Genomic DNA, 22,666 nt, shown 5'->3' on the forward strand with positions numbered 1-22,666 from the left:
GCGCTTCGTGCCGCCCGACGATCCGGGCGCGGCGGCGGCCGGCCTCGGCACCGTCGTGCGCGGCTGGATCAATCACCGCACGCTCGCCGACGCGCTGCGGCTGAACGAGGACGAGTTGCCGATCCTCGCGCAGACGGTCGGCTATCGGACCGGCAGTGCACCCTCGCATGCGTGAGCGCGGAGGCGGCCGCGCCTGCAAGACGGCGCGCGGATCGCTCCGCGCGCCGGATCCTCCCGATGGGCGACGCATGCCCGCATCGCCCGTTGCCCGTCGTCCGATCAGCTGATCGCGAGTTTCTTCTGCCCGACCGGCGCCTTCTTCGGCAGCGTCAGCGACAGCACGCCATCCTGATAGGTCGCCTTCGCGTTCGCATCGTCGATGTCGCCGGACAGCGAGAACGAGCGGCTGATCGCACCGCTGTAGCGCTCGCGCCGGATCACGCGCTCGCCGTCCTTCTGCTCGTTGTTGCGCTCGATCTTCGCGTGGATCGATACGGTGTTGCCTGTCACCTGGACGTCGATGTCGTCCTTCGCGACGCCGGGCAGTTCCGCGTTCACCGTGTACGCCTTGTCGTTTTCCGTGACGTCGATCTTCATCGATGCGAGATCGGGCTCGTCGGCCAGCGTCATGCCGCGCAGCGGCCTGAACAGACCCTGGAACAGATCGGCCACGGGTTCGATCGAAAACGGATCGTAACGCGTCATGTTGCTCATGATTCGCACTCCTCATAGGGATGACGTGCAGCCGGTGCGCTCGTCCCGACAGCAGCGGCCGCGATGAAGACCGGATGGCGCGGCACCAAATGCCGTGCGTGGGACGAATGATCTTTCGAATTCCAGCGTACCTCCGCGCCCCGGCACGCGCTTGATGCGCGTCAAGGGCGGCGGCCGATTACGTGCAGAACCGGAAATGGCCGCTGTGGAGCAGGATCGGCCGTCCGCCGATTTCCTCGAGCAGGCAGCGCGCGGCGCGCTCGATCGCGGGACGATGGCGTGCGAATGCGTCGACGAGGTCCGGCTCGCGAGGAGATGCCGCGCGGAAATGATCTTCCAGCGCGGCCGCGGTGATCGCGCAGCGTACGCGGCGGCCCTCGACGAGCGCCGGAAAGCTCAGTGCGGAATCGAGGTCGCAATACGTCGGATGTTCGAAAGGAAACGAGATCTGCATGATGATCACCTGGGCGGGTAACGCACGGGCCGACGGCGGTACTAGGCCGCCGCGACCGTCGCGTGCGCGGCATCCTCGCCGCGCACGAGCAGGACCGGGCAACGCGATGCGCGGAGGAAGCGCTCGGCGACGCTGCCGAGCACCAGCCGCCGGACACCGCGTCGACCATGCGTGCCGACCACGGCCAGATCGATCGAATGATCGACGACGTAGCGCTGCAGGCGCTCCGCGACATCCTGACCGAAATCGGTCTCGACGAGGTCCGTCTCGCCGTTGACGGCCGCGCGCGCGATCGTCCGGTCGGCATCGTGCAAGATCGCGGCGCCATGGCGCCGGATCTCGTCGAGCAACGCTTCCGGCTCGATGCGGCCGCGGTAGGCGAGCAGCGCGGATTTGTCGACGACGAACACGGCGAACAGGCGGGCGCCGCATACTTTGGCCATCCTCAGGCCTGCGTCGAGCGCCTGATTCGCGGTAGGACTGCCGTCCGTCGCAACCATGATCGTTGTGTACATGCGGGCCTCGCTGAGGAACGGACGCGCGAACGGCGTCCGGATTCGCTTCCATCATCGGCGCTCGCCGCCGGCGCGCGTTGACCGGAGTCAACGGTTTGAAGCCGCGATGAAACCGGCACGCGTGGAGACTGGCGGCCGCCGCGGCATGCGGGCCCGAGCGGCCGGCATCCGACGCTAGCTCGGCGGGTTCTCGTCCGGCCGGAAGCCTCGCTCGATTTCCGGAATCTTCCAGGCACACGCGTCGTATTGCCATCCCGGGCCGCCGTTGCTGTCGTACATGCCCTTGCACATCGCCTTGAGCCGGATCACCGCGCCGCCGCCCGATCCCGTGCGTGACGCCCAGAGATAGACTTCTCCGGCGAGAAACGGTGGCGCCGTTTCGATCCGGTCCGTGCTGAATCGCGTGATGCGGGTGGACGAATGATCCTGGACGTAGCGTCGCGTGCGGCTCCACGCACGATCGCATTCGGCCGGTGTCGAACACTGCAGCGATGCGGCTTGACGCATCGCAAGCAGCCGTGTTTCCATCGCCCTGAATGCGTCGGTTCGCTCTGCCCCCGCACATGCGCCCAGCGCGAGCAGCACACCTATCGCCAATGCCCGTTGTTTCATTGTCAATGCCTCGCCAGGCCGCGAAATTCGCACATGGTCACGCGCCGCATTACGCTGGCGCTGGAATCGACTGTATTGCCGCTCCGGCCAAGGCAGTTGACCTGCATCAAGTGCGCTCTCGCGCGGCTGGCTTGACTGGCATCAAGCCGGAAAGCGCCGTAGTCGGGTGCAATAGGAGGCGCCGAGTCGGTCATTTCTGGCCTGCCAGCCGTGTCCGGGGACATCGGGCAGACGAGAACGCGCGTGCTCGTTTCGAATCCAACCTGCCGGGAGTGGCAACACGCACGCGCACCCCGTACGATTCATCTGTTCATCATGTCCCGAGCCCCGCATGTCCCGTTCGCGCTGAGTCGCGCAAATGCACGACGAAAGTCGACGCAATTCGATCGCGCGATGCGCCGGCCCGCCACCTATCCGCACCCCGCGGGCCGGATCGCGCGGATCGAAACCCACCTGTCGGTCGTTTATCTTGCCGGACGCTATGCGTACAAGCGCTTCAAGCCGGTCCACTTCGCCTTCGTCGATCTCATGCGGCCCGCACAGCGGCGCCGCTGCGCGCTCGCGGAGTGCGAGCTCAATCGACCGTTCGCCGGCCCGCTGTACCTGGGTGTGTGGCCGCTCGTCGCGCACGGCCGGCGATGCGCGTTTGCTGCACCGGTGCAGACCGGCGGGCGCCGACGCCGGCAGCGGACGGTGCCGGGCGAGTATGTGGTGCGCATGCGCCGGTTCGACGCGCAGGCGATGTTGTCGGTTCGCAGCGCATCGCGCGATGACGGTCTGGCGGACGCCGATGCCCTCGCCGATACGCTTGCCCGCCATCACCTGCACGCGCCGCGCCGTGCCCCGCGCGGCCATCCCGGCAGCGCAGCGAGCGTCGCGGCCCAGTGCCGGGCGTTGCTGGACACGCTCGACGTCACGGTGCCGAACGAAGCCGCGCTGCGCGCGTGGTATGAAGCCGAGCCGACCCGCATCGCACCGCTGCTCGCCGATCGGCATGCGCTCGGATTCGTGCGCGCGTGTCACGGCGATCTGCACCTCGAGAACATCGTGCGCTGGCGAAACCGGATCCTGATGTTCGACTGCATCGAATTCGACGACGCGCTGCGCTGGATCGACGTGGCGAGCGATCTCGCGTTCGCGCTGATGGATTTCTCGGCTCACGGACGCGACGATTGCGCCCACCGCCTCCTTTCCGGCTGGCTGGCTCGCACGGGCGACCACGCGGCACTGGGCGTGCTGCCGTGCTACTTCGTCTACCGTGCGCTGGTACGCGCGCTGACCGCCCGGCTGCGCGGCAACGAAGCGGCGCGCGGCGCCTATCTGCGCATTGCGTCGGCGATGGTCGATGCGCGACGCGATGCGCGGCCGGCGTTGCTGCTGTGTCACGGGGTTTCCGGCTCCGGTAAATCGCTGGCCAGCCGTGCACTGGCCGTGCAACTCGGCGCCATCCGGTTGTCCAGCGACGTCGAGCGCAAGCGCCTGGCTGGTACAGCTGACGACACCCGCCTGTCCGCCGGCGCCTATTCGGACACGGCGATCGACGAGATCTACGAAAGGCTGCTTTCGGCTGCTCGCGTGGTTCTCGACAGCGGCTACACGGCGATCGTCGACGCGACGTTCCTGCGCCGCCACAACCGAGCGGCGTTCATCGCCCTCGCGGCACGGCTCGGCGTGCGCGTCGCGATGCTCGATTTCGTTGCGAGCCCTGCGACGCTCACCGCGCGTGTCGCGGCCCGGGCAGCACACGGACGCGATGCGTCCGATGCCGACACCGCCGTGCTGGCCCGGCAGATCGAGCATGCCCACCCGCTGACCGAAGACGAAGCCGCGATCACGATTCGTTTCGACACCGATTGCGACGCCGCGGCGTACGAAAGCCGTGCATTCTGGGGGCCGTTGTTCGCCTTGCTGCGCACGTAAGCACGCGATGCGCATGCCTCGGGCAATCGGCCCGCGCGCGCCGCGCGCCGCCCCGCAATGTCACGCGCGGAAACGCTGCTCCTCGATCTGCTGCAGCTTGCCGACTTCCACGACGCCGCCGAGCAGCCCCGAGAGGTGCTCGACGATATCGTCGAGCGTGACGATACCAACGAGGCGGCCTGCGTCGTCGACGACCGGCAGCCTCCGAATGCCCGAGCGGCGCATCTCCTCGAGCGCGACGCCGATCTCGTCCGTGTCGGACACGACGACGAGGCCCCGCGACATGATCTGGCCGGCCGTCACGTCGCCCGGATCGTCGCCTCGGGCCATCACCTCGATCACCAGGTCGCGGTCGGTAACCAGACCAATCGGAATGGCTTCGCCATTGCGGTACTCGATCACGACGATGTCGCCGACATGCGCGTGCCGCATGCGATCGGCCAGTTCAAACGCACTGCATTCGGCGGTGCACGATTCGACCGGCTGGGTGCTGATTCTTCCGATGTGCATGATGACGCTCCCGTTGCCCTTTGCATGGACGATACGCATGCGCGCCGCCGCGCGGCGACACATGTTTCCCGAGTTCAGGGTAAGCGTGGCGCCCCGGGCGGCCTTGACGCACGTCAACCTGTTGCGCGCTGTCGGCGCGCTGACGCGTACCGCGCAGTTTGGTTCGGCCGGAAAGCTGCAAGTGACGACGTCCATGATCTGCCGCAACAGCCATGCACGCGGCATCGCTAACGTGACGGTATGTCGTGAAATCCGGATCCGGCAGCACCGCTGGCAGGCAACGCCATTCTCCCCGTGGATTCCGTCGCCATGACCTACGCATTGATTCTGATGAACTTCGCTGTGTTCATCGCCGAGGCGAGCGGCTGGCCGGTGCTCGTCGACCTGTTCGCGCTATGGCCGCCGGCGCGGCCGGGCGCGCCGGCGACTCCGGAGTTCCACGTCTGGCAGTTGCTGACCTACAGCGTGCTGCATGCCAGTCTCGCCCATATCGCGTTCAACATGTTCGGGCTCTACATGTTCGGACGCGATGTCGAACGCGTGCTCGGGCGCGCGCACTTTCTCGCGCTCTACCTGGCGAGTGTACTGGCCGGCGCGATCACGCAGCTCGCGGTGATCCGAGCACTGCCGCCCAACGACGCACCGACCATCGGTGCGTCGGCCGGCGTTTTCGGCGCGCTGGTCGCCTACGCCGTACTCTTTCCGAAACGGCGCATCGTGCTGCTGTTTCCGCCGGTACCGATGCCCGCATGGCTGTTCGCGACCGGTTATGCGTTGACCGAATTGCTGTCCGGCCTCAGCGGCGACACAAGCGGCGTCGCGCACTTCGCCCATCTCGGTGGCATGCTCGGCGCGCTTGTGTGCCTCGCCTTCTGGCGAAAACGCGCGGACGAGCGCGTGTGACGCCTGTTCCAGCCGACCGCGCCGATGGCGCGAACTAGATGCTGAGATATCCCTGGAACAGCCACGGCGGGCCCTCTCTCTCACCTGTCGTGCGACCGCCCGCCGCAGGCGCGCAGATGCCCGAGAAACCGGGCGACCCGTCCTGCCAGAACGCCGGCACGAACGAAAATTCGCCATTGACCGTCACGATGAAGTCGCGATTGAACTGTGATGGCGCGAAAATCGTCACCTCGCGGAAGAACGACGCGGCCTCGTCGTGCGCCGTGCTGCGCGCGGCGAGCAGTCCCCTGGAGTCGTAACGCGCCGGCAGCGTGTACGTCCTCCCGCCGCGCTCGAGCGCCTCCGCCGGCGTGAAAACGAGTTCCACTCCCGGATACGGCAGGCGGTAAGGCTCGCGACAGATCGGGCCGTCCGGTCCGAGCGCGAGCGGCGGATGAGCCCAGAGCGAAAGCGACAGCGGGCTCGTGCGCTGGGCGAAGTATTCGGAAAGCCAGTTCATGGTCAGTCCTCCCGTGAACGGTCATTGACGTCGAATTGCGATGCTTGTCTGCCGGATCGACGCGGTTGCGTCGACGGTTCGTCCAGCGTCGCACGCCCTGTCGCGCGACGCTTGATGCCGATCAAGCACGCGACCGACATGCGGCCAAAACGGTCAGCGGCCGAACGTGCGGGTATGGTCGTCGTAGTCGAACAGTCCGGCGTAGCGGCCCCAGTCGGTCACGACCCGCAGCGCCTGGTCCGCGCTGCGCGGATCCAGATGATCCTCGAGTTCGAGCTCGAAACGCTTGCGCGGCGCGCGATGCCCTTCGCGTTCGCCCAGCACTTCGTCGATGTGCGCGGCGAGCGGCCCGAACCGGACGACATGCTCGCTAAACAGACGCCGCCGGGAATCGTCGTCGCTTTGCGCGAACACATGGCCCGCGGCACTCAGCCGGATGGTCCGGTCGTGCCATTCGGCAAACGCAAGAAGATGAAGCGCGGCCGCGAGCGTGTCGACGAATCCGGCGAGATGGTGGCTCGACACGTCGGGCAGCTTCATCGCCAGCGCACTGCCCGTCGCTTCCCGGCCTGCCGTCCCGTCGGCGATGCGTGCAGTCAGTGTCGCATAGATCCTGCCGACGATCGCCTGAACGGCCGGATCATGCCGACTGCGCGGACGCGGCAGCGGCACGCTCAGCGTTGCCTCGATGTGCGCCGGGCCGGCGCCGAGCACCAGGATGCGATCGCACATGAGCACAACTTCCTCGATGTTGTGCGTCACCATCAGCACCGACCGGATCGACAGCTGGTGCGCGTCCCACAGGTCGAGAAAATCGGTGCGCAGCGTGTAGCCGGGCAGCGCCGCGGGCGACAGCGAAATGGCCGGGGGATGCGCCACCGCCAGTGGGCCGGCCATCTGGCGCGCCGAGATGCCGGCCAGCAACAGGAAACCGACCACGATCAACATCGCGGCGAGGTCCCGCCAGCCCGGCACGGGCAGCGTCCAGCGCCCGCCGCGCAATACCTCCGCATGGTGCTCCACGACGCCTCTCCCCGCCGATGATGGCGCTTCATCTTCCGGGGCGGGGCGGCCGGCCGGCTTGACCTGCGTCAACCGCCAGACAACGCGCGGCGCCACGATTGCAGCGAGTCCTGCCGCGCAACGGCCACCGCTCAGGAGCATCCCGATGACACCCGTTCCGGCTACGCCGTACCGCACCGACGAGCGCGCCTGCATCGGCTCACGCGGCCGGGTATGCGTTCGCGAGCGCCTCGACGAACTCGTCGAAGCGCTCCGGCGCGAGCCGGTTGATCCCGGCCGCCCCTTCCCGGCCGCCGCCCTCCGGAAATGCGCGACAAAGACGATCGGCGCCATACGGTGCGGCGACGGGCGCGCGAACGCTGACGGTATACCCACCCGAGGCCGACAACGTCAGCACCGCGTGAGCGCGTGCCGCGTCGTCACGCGCGAGCAGATTGGCGAAAACGCCTCGCACGCGACGCGCCCAGCGCGTGGCGGGGAGAATATAGACGTCCGCCCCCGGCAACGCGATGTTCGCGCGCTGTCGCTCCGCACGCGCGATATCGCGTCGCCGGTTGGCGTCGAGCCGCCGCGCGAGGGGCGACCTCGCGAATTCGAGCGGGTTCGCGTATTGCCGCACCGCCGAATACACGGCCAGCGGGGCCATGAAGAGGTCGTCCGGGCGATCGCCGTAACCGTTGTAGTTGACGGATTCGCCGAGCACCTGCAGACGGTAGGCATCGGCATCCGTCAGGCCGCAGGCCGCGGCGAGCCTGCCGGCCACGCCGACGAGATTGTCGCCATAGGCACCGACCACCGCCCAGAGTCGCTGCCGGCCCGCCAGGTACTGGTCGACGATGATACTCGTACAGGTGTCCGGCGCCGTGTCGATATGCGCGCGAAGGTGCGGATGAGCGGGCACGGCGCCGGGCATGTGGTGATCGAAATAGTCGACGTCGACCCCGCACCCCAGCAGCGCATCGAGTGCCGCGCGGTTCGCGTCGAGCGAAACGTCCAGGACGGTGACGATGTCGCCTCGGGCGGCCGGCACGCGCGCGAGCAGCGCGATGTCGCGCTTGGGGCCCGTCACGAGCACCGACTCGGCCGGCATCTCGAGCCGGAGCTGCTGAAGCGAACAGATGCCGTCCGCATCGCCGTTGAACACGTCAAAGCGCGTCATGATTCGCGACGCCCGATAACCGCATGAATCGAGGTAGCCATGCCATGGAACCACTCCCTTTCAGCCTGTTTGTGTTCGACTCGTGTCGCGCCTTCGGCGAACGAATCGCGGCCCGTCTCGGCGTCACGCTCGCCGCGCACGAGGAACGTCCGTTCGAGGACGGCGAACACAAGACGCGTGCGCTGGCCAGCGTGCGCGGACACGATGTCTACGTCGTGCAGTCGCTGCACGGCGAGCCAGGCAGTTCCGTCAACGACAAGCTGTGCCGGTTGCTGCTGTTCATCGGCGCGTTGAAGGACGCGTCGGCCGCACGCGTCTGTGCGGTGACGCCCTACCTGTGCTACTCGCGCAAGGATCGCCGGTCTCAGCCGCGCGATCCGGTCTCCACGCGCTATGTCGCCATGTTGCTCGAAGCGGTGGGCGTCGATCGTGTCGTCACGATCGACATCCACAACGTCGCGGCGTTCCAGAACGCGTTTCGCTGTCCGACGGAGCATCTCGAGGCGAACGGCATGCTGGTCGACTGGTTCGCCGCGCAAGCGGGCGAACGGCCGGTCGTGGTCGTATCGCCCGACGCGGGGGGCGTGCGGCGAGCCGAGGATTTCCGTACCCGGCTGGAAGCGCGCATCGGGCGCCCCGTCGACGCGGCATTCGCCGGCAAGCTGCGCAGCGGCGGCATCGTGACGCCCAAGCCGATCGTGGGCGAGGTCGCCGGCCGTTGCGCCGTCATCGTCGACGACCTGATCGGCACCGGGACGACATTGGCCCGCACGGCCGAGGATTGCCGCACGCTCGGCGCGCAATCCGTCTACGCGGTCGCGACGCACGGGATGTTCTTTGACGACGCTGCCGACCTGCTCGGCAGCGTCGCGCTCGCCGGCATCGCCGTGACCGACACGGTGCCGCCCTGGCGCGTGCCGGCCGGGCCGCTCAGGGACAAACTCGCGATACTCGACAGCGCGCCGCTGTTTGCCGAGGCGATTGCGCGTATCCATCGCGGCGGCTCGCTCACGGACCTGCTGCGGCGCTGACGTGGCTCGCCACCCACGTGCGCTCGCAGTCGTCGGCGTGCCGCCGGGCGAGCGCGATGTACGTGCTCGCGCGATCGCGCCAGACCGGCGTCGCCCTGAATGCGGGCTCGCGCAGGTGCCACGCGGCGAGCCGCGCGCGCGTCATGGCCCGGCAGCTCTGGTAGAAATGCACGCATCCGTCGTCGACATCGTCGCCGCTCGCGGAGCGATAGGCGGTGACGAGCGCGTCAGCGAAACTCGGAGCGCCGAGACGCTCGCATTCGAGCGCGAGAAAGCCGACCTCGTCGGCCGCATCCTGGACTCGCAGTCGTCTGCAGAATTCGAGGCAATCGATGATCGCGACCGGATCGTCGATGCAGACGTGTTCGGGACGCAGATCGCCGTGCCCTTCGACGACATGCCGCTGCCGCACACGCAGGTCGAAGCGCGCGGCTTCACACACGAGCAACGAACGCTGCCGCGCGCAGAGCGTCCGCACGACATCGGCGGACTGGCCCGCGAGCGGCTTGCACAACGCGCGTTCGTTGGTGTCGATCGTGCAACGCAGCGCTTCGCGATACGCCGCACCTTCGATTCGCGCGGGTGCCAGGACATGGTAGAACGCGCTCAGGCGAGCCGCGATGCGACACGCATCGTCTGCCGTAGCCATGCCGCACGACAACACGCGATCGAGCATGCGTGCGGCCGGCAGGCGCCGCATCCGGACCAGCCAGTCGACGATTTCGCCGGGTCCGTCCGCATGCAGGCAACCGCGGGCGTCGACGACGAGCGGTACCACATCGAGATAGACGTCGGGCGCAAGCCGACGGTTCAAACGCACCTCTTCGCAACAGAAGCGATGGCGCGCGGCCAGCGTTCGAAAATCGAGCTGCGGCGCACGCACGGGCTTCTTGAGCTTCCACGCGTACCGATCCGTCAGGAATATCCATGACATGTGCGTCTCCACGGCCTCGACCGATCTCGTGCCGTCCGGCCAGGCCGCGGGCATGCGCAACGCGGCCACCTTGTCGCTCAGCGTGATCGCGCGGCCGGCCGGGATATGGGCATCGTTCATGTCGCTTGCTGCCCCGCGTGCGTGTCCGACCTGGCATTCTCCTGCGCGATGAGTGCCGACAGCGCCGGAGAAATCGCCGGCTGCAGCGGCATGACGGGCGCCAGCGCATGCATCGGATCGGGCAGCGTGGACAGTTCGCGCATTGCGTGAATGCGGCTCTCGCCGAGCGTCGGGGCAGCGAGCCGCGCCCCTCCGATCATGACGGGCCACAACAGCGGGGTTCCGTCGACGTGCTCGCCGTCGAGTCCGATGCTGTCGGCGGCGATTCGCCCGTCCGGGCCGTATTCCCGAAACACCTGCTTGCGGCCGGGCAGCGTGCCCTTGCCCTCCGAGCGTTTGCAGCGCGGTCGGCCCGCATATTCGACGAGCTTGTACGCGCAGTCGAGGCACGGTGCGTCCGCCGACGTGCTCATCTGCGTGCCGATTCCGAAACCGTCGATCGGCGCGTGCTGGTGGACGAGTTCCTGCAGCCGGATTTCGTCGAGATTGCCGCTCGCGAAGATCGTCGCGTCCGTCAGGCCGCCGTGGTCGAGAATTGCGCGCACGTTGCGCGCGTGCGCCGCCAGATCGCCGCTGTCGATCCGGACGCCCTTGATGCGCACGTTCTCGGGCGCAAGCCGCCGCGCCAGTTCGACGACCTTGTGCGCCGCGTGCTCCGTATCGTACGTATCGATCAGCAACAACGCGTTGTCCGGCTGCGACCGCGCGAAATGCTCGAACGCGAGCGCTTCGTCGTCGTGCGCCTGGACGTATGAATGCGCCATCGTGCCATAGACAGGAATGTCGTAACGCAAGCCGGCGAGCAGGGTCGCCGTGCCGGAGAATCCCGCAAGGTAGCTGGCCCGCGCGGACAGCATCGCCGCCTCCGCGCCATGCGCGCGCCGCATGCCGAAGTCCACCAGCACCCTGCCATGCGCGATGAGCGTGGCGCGTGCAGCCTTGCTGGCAACCACCGTCGCGTAATGGAGCAGGTTCATCACGCGGCTCTCGACGAACTGCGCCTCGCAAAACGGCGCCGTGATCCTCAGGATCGGTTCGTCGGCAAAGAACACCGTGCCTTCCGGCATCGCGTCAACGGTGCCCGTAAAACGGAAGCCGGCGAGGGACGCGAGGAAATCGGCCCTCAAGCGCCCGGTCGCGGCCAGTCGCTCAAGGGCGGCGGCCGTAAAGCGCAGGCCCTCCAGATAGTCGAGAACGGGCGCCAGCCCCGCCGCCATCAGGAATGCCCGATGCTCGGGCAGCGCCCGTACGAAGAACTCGAAGCTGGCCATGTCGTTCATTCCGGCATCGAACGCGGCCTGCATCATCGTCAGTTCATACCAATCCGCCAGCAGCACGTCGTCGACGTCAGCGTTCGGCCAGAATCCGTTCATCATCTGCCCTCCCGCGTCGCTCGCGCGCAATCGTGCAGCCGGTCTTCGGCCACTTCGTTGCAGACAAGCGTCGCTTCCGTCATTGCGGCGCGGGGCCCGGGGTCGCCGGAACCGCGGTCCACACGCCATTGCACGACGCGACATACGGATAGTATCCGCGCGGGTCGTTGCAGTAATACCACGCGCGTGCCGGCGGCAGCCGGGCCGGAGTCGGTGGCGGCCGCTGAACGACGATCGCAGGCGGAATGTAGGTCGGATACGGATACATCGGTTCAGGATAGATGTACCAGTAGCCGTCGACGATCCACCACCACGCGTAGCGCCCGCCGTGCCAGTCCTGCACCCATCGACCGCGCTGCCATCGCGCACGCTCCCTCGGTTCGAAGTGGCGAAAATCCCGCCCGTGGAAGTCCCTGCGGTGGAACTCCTGGCGGGGGACATGGCGCGCATGCTGGGCATGTGCCGGCTGCGTCGGCATGCAGCACGCCGACGCGCACAGCACGAGCACACGGCATGCGCATCTGAGCCTGTTCATGGTCGTCATTCTTCGCGGAGATGCGATCCATCGTATTGAGGCCGTGCCGCGCGGCTTTGACCGGGATCAACGCATGCCGGCGACGTGGCATTCGCAGGGCCCGGGTCATGACGCGCGCGCAGGATTCGTGTCGCCGTGCGCGCCGGTTCTCATGCAGCGCAGATGACCGTGAGCAACGCCGTCCGTCAGTACGTGAAGGTGTCCGATTTCTTCATTTCGACCCATGTCATACCGCTGCGCAGCCCCTCCAGCGCTGCCTCGCGCTCGGTCGCGAATACCCGGTGATGCGGAAAGACATGCTCGCACTTGCAGTCGGGCGAGCGGATCATCACGTGGACACGGCAACGGTAGCCGCCGGTCGCAACGCCAACCGTTTCGATCGCCACGGTCCAGTCCGTCTCGTTCAATTCACCGGAAATCGTCATGATTACCCCCTTGCTTGCCGTGCGAGCGCATGCCGCTTCCATCATCGGTTACGCCATGCCGCGAGGCGCGATGGCGATATCCGGCCCGCCACCGGAAGATCCATATCGGGCCGGCGACGAGGCCCAGGATCGCGGCCCACAGCAGAAGCACGTAGCCGAACAGTTGCCAGAACTCACCGACCCGCTGCTGCAGAATCCATGTGCGGTACGACGCGACGTCGCTCGCGGCGTCCGGATACGACGCGCGATAAACGAACAGCGGCAGGCAGACGTCGTGTTCCGGAATAGGTGCCGTCAGCAGCGATCCGGCCGGCCGGGCGCTCACGCGCCCGCATTCCGGCGCGGTCATGCCGGCCAGGACACCCGTGCTCACCGGATGATCGTGGATCGCCCCGAGCCACGTCGTCGCGCTCGACAGCAGCACGCAGAGACCGATTGCGCCGAGCCACCGGCGCATCCGGGCGCGCGGGCCGGTATGCCGGCCGCGTGTCATGGGATCGCGCGCGTCCGAGGGGCGCATCGCACCGGCATGGAGACCGTCGCTACGTCATGCAGGACGCGACGGAAGCGGGAACCGAGCGGATCAGCCACGCTGTTTCTCCTCGAAATACGGCTGGCGGGCCGCCACAAGCCGCAACTCGTCGAGCAGCGTCGCGGCCGCGCGCAGCAGATCGTCGAGCGACACGATGCCGACCAGTTCGCCGTCGCCGCCGACGACCGGCAATCGACGGACGCCGTGCTGGCGCATCCCCTTCGCGAGCAGCCAGATATCGTCGTCGACGTTCGCGGTCGCGACGGGCGCCGACATGATGTCGCCGACGAACAGCGAGCCGGCCGCCGCATCGGGGCTGACCACCGCCAGCACGATGTCGCGATCGGTCACCACGCCGACCGGCACGCATCGCCCGTCCTGTTCGCGCACGACGATCAGATCGCCTGCGTGCGCGTCGCGCATCATTTCCGCCGCCTCTACGACGGTTGCTCGTGCCGAACACATGGCGACCTCGCGGGTACAGAGCATCGCGGCATTCATGTTTGTTCTCCCGGCCGGGACGAGGCGGCCCCTCGATCGATGTCCGCCGCCGCCCGAACCATCATGCAACGGTAAGTCGATCGACCACGTCGCGCACGCCGGGCGCCGACCACGCGGCATCGAAGGCAAGCCGCCGTTCATTCAGGGAGCCCACCTGGCCGGTCAATGTCACGCAGCCGTCCTGAACTGTAATGCCGACGTGTGCGGCCTCTTCCGTTGCGTGCCGAATCAAGGCCGCCTGGATCTTGCCCGCGATGTCCGATTGCGTCGGATGCGGCCGGACATGGATCTCGTTGATGATCCGTGTGACGCCGCGCAGCCGCTCGACGGCCCGCTCCGCCTCCTGCATCTGGTAGCTCCACATCACCTCGCCCGACAGCGTCACGCATCCGTTCTCGACCGTCACGTGCACGGCCTGCTCGCCGAGCCCCGCATCCCACATCAGGAGCGAGCGCGCTGCGATGGCCAAGTCCTCGTCCGAGCGACGCTTGCCGTCGTCCGTTTGCACCTCGAGTTCGAGCACGATGCCGCGCACGCCTTCGATACGCTCGACGGCCTTGCGCACCGAGACCTTTTCCAGATAGCTGGCGACGTGCCCGGTCAACGTCACGACGCGTTCGTGCACTTCGACGCCGATGCGCACCGCATCGATCGACGGATCCCACTCGAGTTCCTGCTCGACGTCCTTCTTCAGCTCGCTGTCGCTTTTCATGGCCATCGACTCCCGTCCGCAATCGATGAAAACAACGGTAATTCCCGCTGCACCGCGTGGAATTGATACAGGTCAGCGCGCGGCGTAGTGCGCGATCGCGACCGATGTCTCCGCCGCGATCGCGCGAAACGCGGTCGTGACGTCGACGTTGCGCCCTTGCGTGGCCCGATCGCGCCCGGCGAATCGCAACACCATCCGGCGCCCGTCGGCCGACAGGCAGGCGGGCGCCTCGGCAAGCGATGTTGCATCCAGTCGAACGAGACCGCGATCGACGAGGCAGCGCAGGTCGGCGGGGTCGCCCTGCTGGCGTCTCGGCTCGCTGGCGAGCACCATCAGGATGGCGATTTCGTGGGGGCTCAGCAGCCGGTCGCCATCGGTGTCGATCGGGTGGTGTTGGCGAGGCGTGGCAGCCGACACGCTCAGTGCCAATGCTTCGGAACGTGAAATGACCTGGCGATTCGGCGTGTTCGTAAACAAGGCGGGCATGATGGTGTCCGTATCATGAACGTGAAGACGCAGACGGCGCGGAACATGTCGATCGCGGTCGAGCTCGACATGCGAAAACATCAATATTCGCTCCTGCCGGGCAAGCGTTCTTGATGCAGGTCATCCGGCAGACGCGAGCGATCGAAACGTTCCCCGATTCGTCTGATGCAATGCCGTCGAAACACCGATGCGCACGCGTCGCGGGGCCGGGCCGAATTGCTTGCCCGGTCTTCGCGTCGAACATCACCTCGCCCGGTGCGGTGTCGAAGCGCTCGATCCAGGAGTGCGAATCATTTTTCAGTCACCGAAAAATCGGATGAATTCGATGCGTTGAGTGAAATCAAGACGTGACCGATTTCGGGAATCCAACATGAATCACTCAATGCAACGGAGACCATGCATGAACTGGTACTGCGACGTCGAACGCGAGCTGTCACATATCGAACGATCCATTCGTCTGCTGGAGCAGACCCGGTCCTGCTTCCACAAGCAGACAACCATCACCGACCCCGCGTACTGGCGCGCAAGACTGAATACCGTCAGGCAGACGGCCGAGCGGAACACGACGTTGCTGCGGCGGACCGATGAGATCCTCGCACGGCTCGAACGGCTTTGACCGCACCGTGTGGTTCGACCGCGATCGGGATGACCGCAGGCCCGACCGTGCCCCGACTTCGACAACCGGATTTCGCGGCAGCGCGCAGCAACGCACGCCCTCGCGCCAACAGGAGGTGAATGATCTTCGACGATCGCCAGGACGCGGCCAATCAGCTTGCGTCCGTACTTCAGGCCTACCGCGGCGAACACCCGCTGGTCCTTGCGATACCGCGCGGCGCATTGATACTGGGAAGCATCCTCGCAACGCGCTTGCATGGCGATCTCGACGTCGTGCTGGTGCGAAAGTTGCGCGCGCCATGGCAACCGGAACTCGCGATTGGCGCGATCGACGAATCCGGCTGGTGCTATTTGTCGCGCGATGCCGTACATATGGCGATTCCGTCACGCTATCTGGAAGCGGAACAGCAGGAGCAACTTACCGTGCTTGCGGCACGCAGGACGCACTATGCGCGTTTCCGCCCACCCGTCGTCCGGGAAAACCGAATCACGATCGTGGTCGACGACGGCGTCGCGACCGGCGCGACCATGATCGCCGCGTTACACGCGGCGCGCATGGGGCGCCCGCGACTGCTCGTCTGCGCGGTACCGGTGGCCTGCGCGCGAGGCCTCGATGAAGTCCGTCCCTATGCCGACGAGGTGGTGTGCATCGAGCAGTCCGACGAAGCCTTCTCGGTCGGCGCGTTCTATCGATCGTTTTCGCAGGTGGATGACGACGAGGCCGTCGCGATACTGGCAGCGGCGTGCCGGTCGCACGCTGCAGAGGATACGGTGCCCCGCTGACGGAATGGCACGCAGGCACGCGCGCTGCCGAGGCCACCGTGGCCGATATGCCGAACGGCCCTGACCGCTGCGGTTGACCTCCATCAACGTTCGCGCGCGACATCGCTCATAGATTTCAAGGAAACACGCGGAGCAATCCGTTCCGCCATTCCGGACGCCACCCATGCCAAACGAAACCGAAGCTCGCCGCGCCTTGCTCGTGCATCTGGGCAGCATTCTGCGAACGCTCAGTTGCGTGCTCGAATACGAGCCGGATGACATGACACTCGATTCGCTTCTGGCCGCACAGCCGATGCTTGTGGACATTCCACTGCTGAATCAGGTGTTCGCGCACATGACCGTGCGTGAATTCACGCGCGCCGTCCTCCACGCGTACTGCCTGTGGCCGCAGCTGTTGCTCGACGAGCCGCTCGATCGCGATGCCCTCGCGGAGCCCGTATGCGCACGGCTGTTCTCCGACAACCCAGGAGGCTGGGCTCGGTATGTCGCGTCGCTCCGAGCCGAGATTCCATGGTTCGGGCAAGGCTTGGGACCGTCATCGTCGTCCGCCCGGCGACCGGCTCGCACATCGCCGATCGTATGATCGACCGTCCATTCCTGGCTCCGTCACGGGGCGACACCTTGGGGATTCGTCATGCCTACCTTTGTCATGCTTACACGCGTGTCGCCGGATGCAGTCAAGACGCCGGAGAAACTGGCCGAGCTCGAGCATCACGCCGTCCACCGATTGCAGAAGACGTGCGGTCAGATCGAATGGCTGCACAATTTCGCATTGATGGGCCGCTATGATTATCTCGACATTTTCACTGCCCCCGATCTGGACACCGCCTTCAGAATTTCCGCCGGCATGCGCACGCTGGGCCACGCGAGTGTCGAAGTCTTCCCTGCTGTAGAGTGGAAAGCGTTCAAGGCGTTGGTGGCCACGCTCGACTAGGCCGGCCGGCTGCGCCCCCGAGCGGTTCCGTCGCGTTCGACGCGAGCACTGCGAGCGCCGCACTGCGGCCGAGTTCGAACAGCGCTGAAATCGATGTATCGGAAAAATCGAAGTCGCGCGCGAAAGTGTCCCTGGCTCCGGCAGGGCCATCCAGCGCGATCCTGAAGACCCGTACGGGCGCACGACTTCCCATCAGCCGGATGTATTCCGGGAGTTGTCGCATGCGTGCCGCCGTTTCGGGATCAAGCTGGTTGGTTATACGTTCGACGAGATCGCGAAAGTCGTTCTCGTTTTCCTCGAACCGCAGGTCGTTACGAACCCGATCGGCATAGACGATCTCATCGCGCCGCAGCATGACCTCGATCAGGTTCGACGGCAACGGGCGCGACCCGGAAAACAAATCGACAACAAACACGCGCCCTGCTATCCGCCCGCACCGTTCGATCACGAGATCGAGCGGCGAGTTGCTGATGATGCCGCCGTCCCAGTAAGCGCGGCCGTCGATGCGCGTCCACGGCATCGCGGGCGGCAGGCTGCCGCTGGCGAGCAGGTGCTCGGGCGTGATGCGATCGACATAGCTGTCGAAGATGCGCCGTTCCCCGCTTTCCACGTCCACGGCTCCAAGTAGCAGGCGCGTCGCGCTGCCCGCCAGGGCGTCGAAATCGACATGGCGGCGCAGTAGCGCGAGCATTGGTTGCGTGTCGTAGCAGCTCGTCCACCACGGAGCAAGGCCGGACGGCGGAATCCCGTCAGGCCACCAGTGCGGCCGAAGGAAATTCGGAACGCCGAATAGCGCGATATGCCACGCGAGCAACGCATGTCCCGCATAGGCGGACGATGGCACGCCCACTGGACTCCTGATCGACAGTTCACGCCAGAATGCGTCGAGTGCTTCGGCCGCATGCCCCGGATGGCTCGCGGCGATCGCGCCGTTGAACGCGCCGATCGACACGGCCGCGATCACATCCGGACGGACGCCCCGCGCCTCGAGCGCGGCGATCGCGCCGCTTTCGAATGCGCCGAGTGCACCGCCACCCTGCAGGATCAGGACCGTTTGCGCGGGCAGTTCGCACAGCCGCAATACGTCATGGGTCGCAGCCTCGACTTGCGTGCCGAGATTGACCCGATGGCGGATCGTCTCCTCGGCGGCGGTCATTTCATCCGCGCGCACACCGATCGAGAACATCGCACGCAGGACATGATGTCTCAGATAGAGCAACGAGTACGGAGCATGCGGGAATCGGCCCTGTTCGACGACTTCGGTCGCATCGGCAGCGTTGCCGAGGAAGTTGTACGGTACATCGAATACATTTCCGTAGAAAATCGATACATCCCGATAGGGCAAGCGCGCACCGCGCATGTTCCTGGCGGCCAGGCGGCCCTGACGCACCGCGTTGTCCCAGTGCTCGATACGCCTCTGCACGCCGAATACCGGATCGCGAAATCGCGCGACGTCGCCGGCCGCATGGACGTCCGGATCCGACGATTGCAGGCATTCGTCGACAAGCACGCCATCCCCTGTCGCAATGCCACTGCCCGCGAGAAACCCGCAGTTCGGCTCGACGCCCGTGGCAATCACGACAAGGTCGCATTCGACGACGCGGCCGTCGGTGAGCACGGCCGCCTCGATCGATAGCTTTCCGATGAAGCGCTCCACCGTCGTTCCGGTTCGAACGTCAATTCCGCGCGTCGCACACAACCCGGCAAAGTGATCGGACAGCCGAACGGAATTCAGCTGTGGCAACAGCTGCTTGCAGCGTTCGACGAGCGTGACCTCCAGACCGCGCTCGCGCAGCGTGGCCGCCGCCTCGATACCCGTGAAGCCGCCGCCCACGACAAGCAGGCGTCGTTTCTGGGCGACGTTGTCGCGAAGCACGAGCGCGTCGTCGAGGTCGTGAAGGTGACTGATGCCCGCCAGCGTTGCCCCCGGCACCGCCAGACTGCGTGGCGACGCACCGGTCCCGATCAGCAGCTTGCCGTACTGTATCGCGGAGCCATCCGCCAGCCTGACGACATGCGCGCCGCAGTCTACCGACGCGACCCTCGCCCCCAGAAGCAGATCGATCCTGCGCATCTCGTAGAACCCCGCCGGGTGTATCGCGATTGCCGCCGGGGCGAGGTTTCCTGCGAGAAATTCCTTCGTCAGCGGCTGTCGCTGATACGGCAGCACGTGTTCGCCGCACAGGATCGCGATGCGAGCGGACGGATCTTCGCGCCGCAACGCATGCGCCGCGGACACGCCGGCAATGCCGCCGCCGACCAGCACATGATCGTAGTCTCGCTTGCCCCCAGACTGCGCCGTCACGTTACTCGCTCCGCGCTCATGTGCCGTTCGCGGGGGGCAAGCCGGAGGGCGATCGAACGCGCAAAACGGGCGAGCTTCCGAGCGGCCAGGCCGCGACCAATATCGCGCCCGGAAATCGCGCACGTCGCGATCGGCCTTTGGCGCGTTAGCGCCTGCATCTGCCCGAAGGCAGTCGAGTCGCCGCGCAGGCCCATCGTGCAGAAGAATGCGGTCGCGCGCAGTTTGCTCCCGTGCCGCGCGAGCCAGGTCGAAACCGGCGTCGATGCGCGGCCCGCCCATACGGGCGTGCCTACCACGACCGCATCGTATGCGGACGGCGAACAGGCCGTCGGCCGAAGGTCCGCGGCACGATCGCGGATCACATCGGCGAGCGAACGCAGAAAGCCGACGGCCCCCGTCCGCCGCCGATCGTCGGCTTCCCGCAGCCGCTCGCAATCCGCGCCAAGCTCGGCGGCGAGTCGGCGCGCAATGGCCGACGTCGTTTCACTGCGCGAGTAGAAAACGACAAGCAATCGTCGAGATGTGTCCATGTTCCACTCCGTGCATCCGTCTGGGATTCGTAGACCAGCTTATGCAGCGGCGATCGAGGCGACGCTGATACAGGTCAACCCGTCGCCGCACGATCCGGCGACAGTAGGCTTGTCCGGATTCCCGGCGATTTTCCGCCTATGCGTCATGTGGTATGACCTGATCGAACGGCAACGGCAATGGTTGAGAACGTGGGACGCGGTCGCGCGGTTCACGTGCGGCCTTTGGCCCGATGCCGCGTCGTCGTGCTACGCCGACCTGTTGGAACCCCTGCTCGACCTGCGACCCGACGCGCCACGCTTCGCCATCGATTCGATCGACATGGACGGCCGTCGCGTCGACATCGACGAAACGATCGTCGAGCACACGCCGTTTTGCACGTTGCGCCGCTTCTCGCACGCGGGCGCACGACGCGTGATCCTGCTCTGCGTGCCGCTGGCCGGCCACTTGGCCGTGATGATGCGGGAGACGGTCGAGACCCTGCTGGCCGATGGCGACGTCTGCATCACCGACTGGATCGATGCACGCGACGTGCCGTGCGACGCGGGCCGATTCGGCCTCGACGAATACGTGTCGATGCTCGACCGCTTCATCGAAACCCTGCTTGCGGACGCGCGTCCGGCGCACGTCGTCGCAGTCTGTCAGGCGACGTTTCCGTCGCTCGGTGCCATCGCGCTGCGCGCCCAACGCGGCGCCGCGCTGCCGGCGAGCCTGACGTTGATCGGCGGCCCCCTCGATGCCCGCATCCATCCGAGTGCGCTCGGAACTGCGGCCCGCTCGCATTCGCTCGACTGGTGTCGCGCCACGCTGATCGACACGGTGCCACACGGCTTCGCCGGATGCGGGCGTCAGGTATTTCCGGCCTATCTGCAGCGTGCCGAGATCGCGGTCACCTACCCACAACGCTACATGACGCTGGTCGATTGCTATCGACGAGCCGTGTCGAGCGGCAACGCCGACGCACTCGCAACCGCCCGCCGGGCGCTGCGCGAATACCTGACGCTCCTCGACATGCCAGCCGAGTACTTCCTCGATACTGTCGACATCGTGTTCCAGCGAGCATGCCTGGCAAACGGGACGTGGCACGTTCACGGCCAGCGGGTCGAGCCCGCCGCGTTGCGCTCGATCGTGTTGCTGACCGTTGAAGGCAAGTGCGATGCCGTCACCGGTGCCGGCCAGACCCATGCCGCGCTGGCCATGTGCAGCGGTCTCGCAGCGAATGCGCGGCAACGCGTCGACATCGACGATTGCGACCATTACGGACTCTTTACCGGGGATCACTGGCGCACCGACGTACATCCGGCGCTACAGACTGCGTTCGCTCGTGCGGAACGCGGCCGGCCACAGGCCGGCAGGGTGTAGCCCCCTTCAGGCCCCCGCGGTACGCTGCGCGCGGCAATCGTTCGATTCTGCAGCCGAATCCTGCCGCGAGATCAAGGATCGACGCGGCATTTATGCTATAAATGTGCGCCTGATCCGATCCTCTGTTGCCCCCTCGACAGGACTGCGTCGCAGGCTGAACATCGTGCACGACTGGTATGCATTATTCGACGAAGTAAAGAAGCTGGGCAGGTACCACAGCGACGCCCAGCTTGCGGAGGCGCTCGCGCTGACCCGCGCGCAAATTTCGGCATGGCGCACGGGAAAAAGCGATCTCGGCACACTGTCTAAACTGCGAATTCTGGATGCGCTCGGTCAAGGCGACGTACGCTCCGCGGTACTCAGTCTTTTGCCGGAAAGGAACCGCGAGACACTGATTCAGCAGCACCTCGAACTCATTGCCCGCGTGGCGCGAGGCACACTGTTGGTCCATAGCGGTCCCGCCGACGGACACGCCTCCGACGCGGCCCCCTCGGCCAATCGGCTGCTGGCGGCCATGTCGGACGGCGAACTCGACCGGCTCGTCCCGCATCTGGTGCCGGTGGCGCTCACGCTCGGGCAAGTCCTGCACCGGCAGGGCGAAGTCCTCGACCATGTCTACCTGCCCACCACGGCGGCGTGCGTGATGTTCCATTCGACGAAGACCGGCGCTCCGGTCGGGCTCGCGATGGTGGGTAACGACGGTCTCGTTGGATTGCCCGCGTGTATCGGCGAGCCGCGTGCGTCGAATCGCGTGGTCGTACAAGAGGCGGGGCACGCTTACCGGCTCGATGCCGAGGTCGCGAGGCGCGAATTCTCACGGGCAGGCAGTTTCCAGCAGCTGCTGCTCCGTTACACGCAGGCCCTGCTCGCCCAGATGTCGCAGATCGCCGTGTGCGGCCATCATCACTCGCCGCTGGAGCAACTCTGCCGCTGGCTTTTGCAAACGCTCGACCGGCTCGATTCCGACACCGTCCAGGTCAGCAGGAAAGTCTTTCCGGGCGTCCTGGGGGTCAACGGTGTGCTTGCCGCCGGGGAATTGCGAAAACTTGAAGCTGACGGGGCAATCCGCTGTCGCCCAGGTGTGATCACGATTCTCGATCGCGCCGCGATCGAACATCGGGCGTGCGAATGCCATCGCATCCTCAAGCGAAACGACGCGCGCATGTTCGACATCAGGTAAT

The 22,666-nt window shown here is 66.3% G+C and carries 26 protein-coding genes and 2 pseudogenes; 11 read left to right on the forward strand and 17 right to left on the reverse strand.

What is annotated here, in order from left to right; all coding sequences use genetic code 11:
- Positions 1-175: pseudogene (locus DPV74_RS15800) on the forward strand (nitroreductase family protein); the annotation flags it as partial.
- Positions 176-279: 104 nt separating this feature from the next.
- On the opposite strand, the gene DPV74_RS15805 reads toward DPV74_RS15800, so the two are convergent.
- From DPV74_RS15805 to DPV74_RS15820, 4 genes are all read right to left on the reverse strand, one after another.
- Positions 280-714 carry an Hsp20/alpha crystallin family protein gene (locus DPV74_RS15805; RefSeq protein ID WP_049030574.1) on the reverse strand — a complete coding sequence of 145 codons (435 nt, stop codon included), beginning with the start codon at positions 712-714 and terminating at the stop codon, positions 280-282.
- Between the two features lie 178 nt (positions 715-892).
- Positions 893-1,168 carry a DUF1488 domain-containing protein gene (locus tag DPV74_RS15810; RefSeq protein ID WP_069706215.1) on the reverse strand — a complete coding sequence of 92 codons (276 nt, stop codon included), beginning with the start codon at positions 1,166-1,168 and terminating at the stop codon, positions 893-895.
- 41 nt (positions 1,169-1,209) lie between these two features.
- Positions 1,210-1,683, reverse strand: coding sequence for a universal stress protein (locus DPV74_RS15815; protein WP_069706181.1), 474 nt, complete (start codon positions 1,681-1,683; stop codon positions 1,210-1,212).
- A 174-nt stretch (positions 1,684-1,857) separates the two neighbouring features.
- Complete coding sequence (locus DPV74_RS15820; protein WP_240439983.1) at positions 1,858-2,190, reverse strand: hypothetical protein; 333 nt, start codon at positions 2,188-2,190, stop codon at positions 1,858-1,860.
- A 498-nt stretch (positions 2,191-2,688) separates the two neighbouring features.
- Here DPV74_RS15820 and DPV74_RS15825 point away from each other — a divergent pair, with 498 nt between their 5' ends.
- Positions 2,689-4,215: an AAA family ATPase gene (locus tag DPV74_RS15825; RefSeq protein WP_374708964.1), complete on the forward strand. Its 1,527-nt coding sequence runs from the start codon at positions 2,689-2,691 to the stop codon at positions 4,213-4,215.
- A 60-nt stretch (positions 4,216-4,275) separates the two neighbouring features.
- On the opposite strand, the gene DPV74_RS15830 is transcribed toward DPV74_RS15825, so the two are convergent.
- Positions 4,276-4,725 (reverse strand): CBS domain-containing protein, encoded by a 450-nt coding sequence (locus DPV74_RS15830; protein ID WP_119337536.1) that lies wholly within the window; start codon positions 4,723-4,725, stop codon positions 4,276-4,278.
- Positions 4,726-5,034: 309 nt separating this feature from the next.
- On the opposite strand from DPV74_RS15830, the gene DPV74_RS15835 reads away from it, so the two are divergent.
- Positions 5,035-5,628: a rhomboid family intramembrane serine protease gene (locus DPV74_RS15835; protein WP_119337538.1), complete on the forward strand. Its 594-nt coding sequence runs from the start codon at positions 5,035-5,037 to the stop codon at positions 5,626-5,628.
- 34 nt (positions 5,629-5,662) lie between these two features.
- Here DPV74_RS15835 and DPV74_RS15840 read toward each other — a convergent pair whose 3' ends face one another.
- From DPV74_RS15840 to DPV74_RS15850, 3 genes and pseudogenes are all read right to left on the reverse strand, one after another.
- A complete protein-coding gene (locus DPV74_RS15840) occupies positions 5,663-6,127 on the reverse strand; it encodes a hypothetical protein (protein WP_119337539.1) in 465 nt (154 codons plus the stop codon).
- Positions 6,128-6,280: 153 nt separating this feature from the next.
- A pseudogene (locus tag DPV74_RS15845) lies at positions 6,281-6,955 on the reverse strand (AAA-associated domain-containing protein); the annotation flags it as partial.
- Positions 6,956-7,349: 394 nt separating this feature from the next.
- On the reverse strand, positions 7,350-8,309 hold the full coding sequence (locus DPV74_RS15850) for an acetyltransferase (RefSeq protein ID WP_119337540.1): 960 nt from the start codon (positions 8,307-8,309) through the stop codon (positions 7,350-7,352).
- A gap of 44 nt (positions 8,310-8,353) precedes the next feature.
- Here DPV74_RS15850 and DPV74_RS15855 point away from each other — a divergent pair, with 44 nt between their 5' ends.
- Positions 8,354-9,340, forward strand: a complete 987-nt coding sequence (locus DPV74_RS15855; RefSeq protein WP_205571916.1) for a ribose-phosphate pyrophosphokinase — start codon at positions 8,354-8,356, stop codon at positions 9,338-9,340.
- Here the strand turns inward: DPV74_RS15855 and DPV74_RS15860 are convergent.
- Positions 9,318-10,394 (reverse strand): hypothetical protein, encoded by a 1,077-nt coding sequence (locus DPV74_RS15860; protein ID WP_119337542.1) that lies wholly within the window; start codon positions 10,392-10,394, stop codon positions 9,318-9,320. The two genes, DPV74_RS15855 and DPV74_RS15860, sit on opposite strands and share 23 nt — an antisense overlap.
- On the reverse strand, positions 10,391-11,767 hold the full coding sequence (locus DPV74_RS15865) for a nicotinate phosphoribosyltransferase (RefSeq protein ID WP_119337556.1): 1,377 nt from the start codon (positions 11,765-11,767) through the stop codon (positions 10,391-10,393). Before DPV74_RS15865 ends, DPV74_RS15860 begins: the two co-directional genes overlap by 4 nt.
- Positions 11,768-12,243: 476 nt before the next feature.
- Here DPV74_RS15865 and DPV74_RS15870 point away from each other — a divergent pair, with 476 nt between their 5' ends.
- Positions 12,244-12,468, forward strand: coding sequence for a hypothetical protein (locus DPV74_RS15870; RefSeq protein ID WP_162923054.1), 225 nt, complete (start codon positions 12,244-12,246; stop codon positions 12,466-12,468).
- A gap of 19 nt (positions 12,469-12,487) precedes the next feature.
- On the opposite strand, the gene DPV74_RS15875 is transcribed toward DPV74_RS15870, so the two are convergent.
- The 5 genes from DPV74_RS15875 to DPV74_RS15895 form a co-directional block, all read right to left on the reverse strand.
- Positions 12,488-12,727: a hypothetical protein gene (locus DPV74_RS15875; protein WP_059698160.1), complete on the reverse strand. Its 240-nt coding sequence runs from the start codon at positions 12,725-12,727 to the stop codon at positions 12,488-12,490.
- On the reverse strand, positions 12,711-13,220 hold the full coding sequence (locus DPV74_RS15880; RefSeq protein WP_240439985.1) for a hypothetical protein: 510 nt from the start codon (positions 13,218-13,220) through the stop codon (positions 12,711-12,713). Before DPV74_RS15880 ends, DPV74_RS15875 begins: the two co-directional genes overlap by 17 nt.
- Before the next feature lie 90 nt (positions 13,221-13,310).
- Positions 13,311-13,760: a CBS domain-containing protein gene (locus tag DPV74_RS15885; RefSeq protein WP_059553478.1), complete on the reverse strand. Its 450-nt coding sequence runs from the start codon at positions 13,758-13,760 to the stop codon at positions 13,311-13,313.
- Positions 13,761-13,821: 61 nt separating this feature from the next.
- Positions 13,822-14,472: a BON domain-containing protein gene (locus DPV74_RS15890; RefSeq protein WP_119337557.1), complete on the reverse strand. Its 651-nt coding sequence runs from the start codon at positions 14,470-14,472 to the stop codon at positions 13,822-13,824.
- Between the two features lie 72 nt (positions 14,473-14,544).
- Positions 14,545-15,039 carry a hypothetical protein gene (locus tag DPV74_RS15895; protein ID WP_240439986.1) on the reverse strand — a complete coding sequence of 165 codons (495 nt, stop codon included), beginning with the start codon at positions 15,037-15,039 and terminating at the stop codon, positions 14,545-14,547.
- 319 nt (positions 15,040-15,358) lie between these two features.
- Between DPV74_RS15895 and DPV74_RS15900 the strand changes: the two genes are divergently transcribed.
- The 4 genes from DPV74_RS15900 to DPV74_RS15915 all read left to right on the forward strand — a co-directional run bounded on the left by DPV74_RS15900 (position 15,359) and on the right by DPV74_RS15915 (position 17,290).
- Positions 15,359-15,574 carry a hypothetical protein gene (locus DPV74_RS15900; protein WP_059854783.1) on the forward strand — a complete coding sequence of 72 codons (216 nt, stop codon included), beginning with the start codon at positions 15,359-15,361 and terminating at the stop codon, positions 15,572-15,574.
- A gap of 119 nt (positions 15,575-15,693) precedes the next feature.
- Entirely contained in the window at positions 15,694-16,356 is a 663-nt protein-coding gene (locus DPV74_RS15905) for a phosphoribosyltransferase (protein ID WP_119337544.1), read from the forward strand.
- 163 nt (positions 16,357-16,519) lie between these two features.
- A complete protein-coding gene (locus DPV74_RS15910; RefSeq protein ID WP_119337545.1) occupies positions 16,520-16,939 on the forward strand; it encodes a hypothetical protein in 420 nt (139 codons plus the stop codon).
- A 51-nt stretch (positions 16,940-16,990) separates the two neighbouring features.
- Positions 16,991-17,290, forward strand: a complete 300-nt coding sequence (locus DPV74_RS15915; RefSeq protein WP_059495530.1) for a GYD domain-containing protein — start codon at positions 16,991-16,993, stop codon at positions 17,288-17,290.
- On the opposite strand, the gene DPV74_RS15920 is transcribed toward DPV74_RS15915, so the two are convergent.
- Positions 17,262-19,595 (reverse strand): FAD-dependent oxidoreductase, encoded by a 2,334-nt coding sequence (locus DPV74_RS15920; RefSeq protein ID WP_119337546.1) that lies wholly within the window; start codon positions 19,593-19,595, stop codon positions 17,262-17,264. The two genes, DPV74_RS15915 and DPV74_RS15920, sit on opposite strands and share 29 nt — an antisense overlap.
- On the reverse strand, positions 19,592-20,125 hold the full coding sequence (locus tag DPV74_RS15925) for a flavodoxin (protein WP_119337547.1): 534 nt from the start codon (positions 20,123-20,125) through the stop codon (positions 19,592-19,594). Before DPV74_RS15925 ends, DPV74_RS15920 begins: the two co-directional genes overlap by 4 nt.
- A 145-nt stretch (positions 20,126-20,270) precedes the next feature.
- On the opposite strand from DPV74_RS15925, the gene phaZ reads away from it, so the two are divergent.
- Positions 20,271-21,485, forward strand: coding sequence for a polyhydroxyalkanoate depolymerase (gene phaZ, locus DPV74_RS15930; protein ID WP_119337548.1), 1,215 nt, complete (start codon positions 20,271-20,273; stop codon positions 21,483-21,485).
- A 163-nt stretch (positions 21,486-21,648) separates the two neighbouring features.
- A complete protein-coding gene (locus DPV74_RS15935; RefSeq protein WP_059585764.1) occupies positions 21,649-22,665 on the forward strand; it encodes a Crp/Fnr family transcriptional regulator in 1,017 nt (338 codons plus the stop codon).
- Position 22,666: the final 1 nt, after the last annotated feature.

The organism is Burkholderia sp. HAN2018 (assembly GCF_024704855.1).
In the GTDB taxonomy this organism is placed as follows: domain Bacteria; phylum Pseudomonadota; class Gammaproteobacteria; order Burkholderiales; family Burkholderiaceae; genus Burkholderia; species Burkholderia cepacia.

Excerpts from the sequence above, each read along its gene's own strand:
- DPV74_RS15805 (WP_049030574.1), bottom strand. The coding sequence starts at position 714 with ATGAGCAACATGACGCGTTACGATCCGTTTTCGATCGAACCCGTGGCC.
- DPV74_RS15810 (WP_069706215.1), bottom strand. The coding sequence starts at position 1,168 with ATGCAGATCTCGTTTCCTTTCGAACATCCGACGTATTGCGACCTCGAT.
- DPV74_RS15815 (WP_069706181.1), bottom strand. The coding sequence starts at position 1,683 with ATGTACACAACGATCATGGTTGCGACGGACGGCAGTCCTACCGCGAAT.
- DPV74_RS15820 (WP_240439983.1), bottom strand. The coding sequence starts at position 2,190 with ATGCGTCAAGCCGCATCGCTGCAGTGTTCGACACCGGCCGAATGCGAT.
- DPV74_RS15825 (WP_374708964.1), top strand. The coding sequence starts at position 2,689 with ATGCGCCGGCCCGCCACCTATCCGCACCCCGCGGGCCGGATCGCGCGG.
- DPV74_RS15830 (WP_119337536.1), bottom strand. The coding sequence starts at position 4,725 with ATGCACATCGGAAGAATCAGCACCCAGCCGGTCGAATCGTGCACCGCC.
- DPV74_RS15835 (WP_119337538.1), top strand. The coding sequence starts at position 5,035 with ATGACCTACGCATTGATTCTGATGAACTTCGCTGTGTTCATCGCCGAG.
- DPV74_RS15840 (WP_119337539.1), bottom strand. The coding sequence starts at position 6,127 with ATGAACTGGCTTTCCGAATACTTCGCCCAGCGCACGAGCCCGCTGTCG.
- DPV74_RS15850 (WP_119337540.1), bottom strand. The coding sequence starts at position 8,309 with ATGACGCGCTTTGACGTGTTCAACGGCGATGCGGACGGCATCTGTTCG.
- DPV74_RS15855 (WP_205571916.1), top strand. The coding sequence starts at position 8,354 with ATGGAACCACTCCCTTTCAGCCTGTTTGTGTTCGACTCGTGTCGCGCC.
- DPV74_RS15860 (WP_119337542.1), bottom strand. The coding sequence starts at position 10,394 with ATGAACGATGCCCATATCCCGGCCGGCCGCGCGATCACGCTGAGCGAC.
- DPV74_RS15865 (WP_119337556.1), bottom strand. The coding sequence starts at position 11,767 with ATGAACGGATTCTGGCCGAACGCTGACGTCGACGACGTGCTGCTGGCG.
- DPV74_RS15870 (WP_162923054.1), top strand. The coding sequence starts at position 12,244 with ATGCAGCACGCCGACGCGCACAGCACGAGCACACGGCATGCGCATCTG.
- DPV74_RS15875 (WP_059698160.1), bottom strand. The coding sequence starts at position 12,727 with ATGACGATTTCCGGTGAATTGAACGAGACGGACTGGACCGTGGCGATC.
- DPV74_RS15880 (WP_240439985.1), bottom strand. The coding sequence starts at position 13,220 with ATGACACGCGGCCGGCATACCGGCCCGCGCGCCCGGATGCGCCGGTGG.
- DPV74_RS15885 (WP_059553478.1), bottom strand. The coding sequence starts at position 13,760 with ATGAATGCCGCGATGCTCTGTACCCGCGAGGTCGCCATGTGTTCGGCA.
- DPV74_RS15890 (WP_119337557.1), bottom strand. The coding sequence starts at position 14,472 with ATGAAAAGCGACAGCGAGCTGAAGAAGGACGTCGAGCAGGAACTCGAG.
- DPV74_RS15895 (WP_240439986.1), bottom strand. The coding sequence starts at position 15,039 with ATGTTTTCGCATGTCGAGCTCGACCGCGATCGACATGTTCCGCGCCGT.
- DPV74_RS15900 (WP_059854783.1), top strand. The coding sequence starts at position 15,359 with ATGAACTGGTACTGCGACGTCGAACGCGAGCTGTCACATATCGAACGA.
- DPV74_RS15905 (WP_119337544.1), top strand. The coding sequence starts at position 15,694 with ATGATCTTCGACGATCGCCAGGACGCGGCCAATCAGCTTGCGTCCGTA.
- DPV74_RS15910 (WP_119337545.1), top strand. The coding sequence starts at position 16,520 with ATGCCAAACGAAACCGAAGCTCGCCGCGCCTTGCTCGTGCATCTGGGC.
- DPV74_RS15915 (WP_059495530.1), top strand. The coding sequence starts at position 16,991 with ATGCCTACCTTTGTCATGCTTACACGCGTGTCGCCGGATGCAGTCAAG.
- DPV74_RS15925 (WP_119337547.1), bottom strand. The coding sequence starts at position 20,125 with ATGGACACATCTCGACGATTGCTTGTCGTTTTCTACTCGCGCAGTGAA.
- phaZ (WP_119337548.1), top strand. The coding sequence starts at position 20,271 with ATGTGGTATGACCTGATCGAACGGCAACGGCAATGGTTGAGAACGTGG.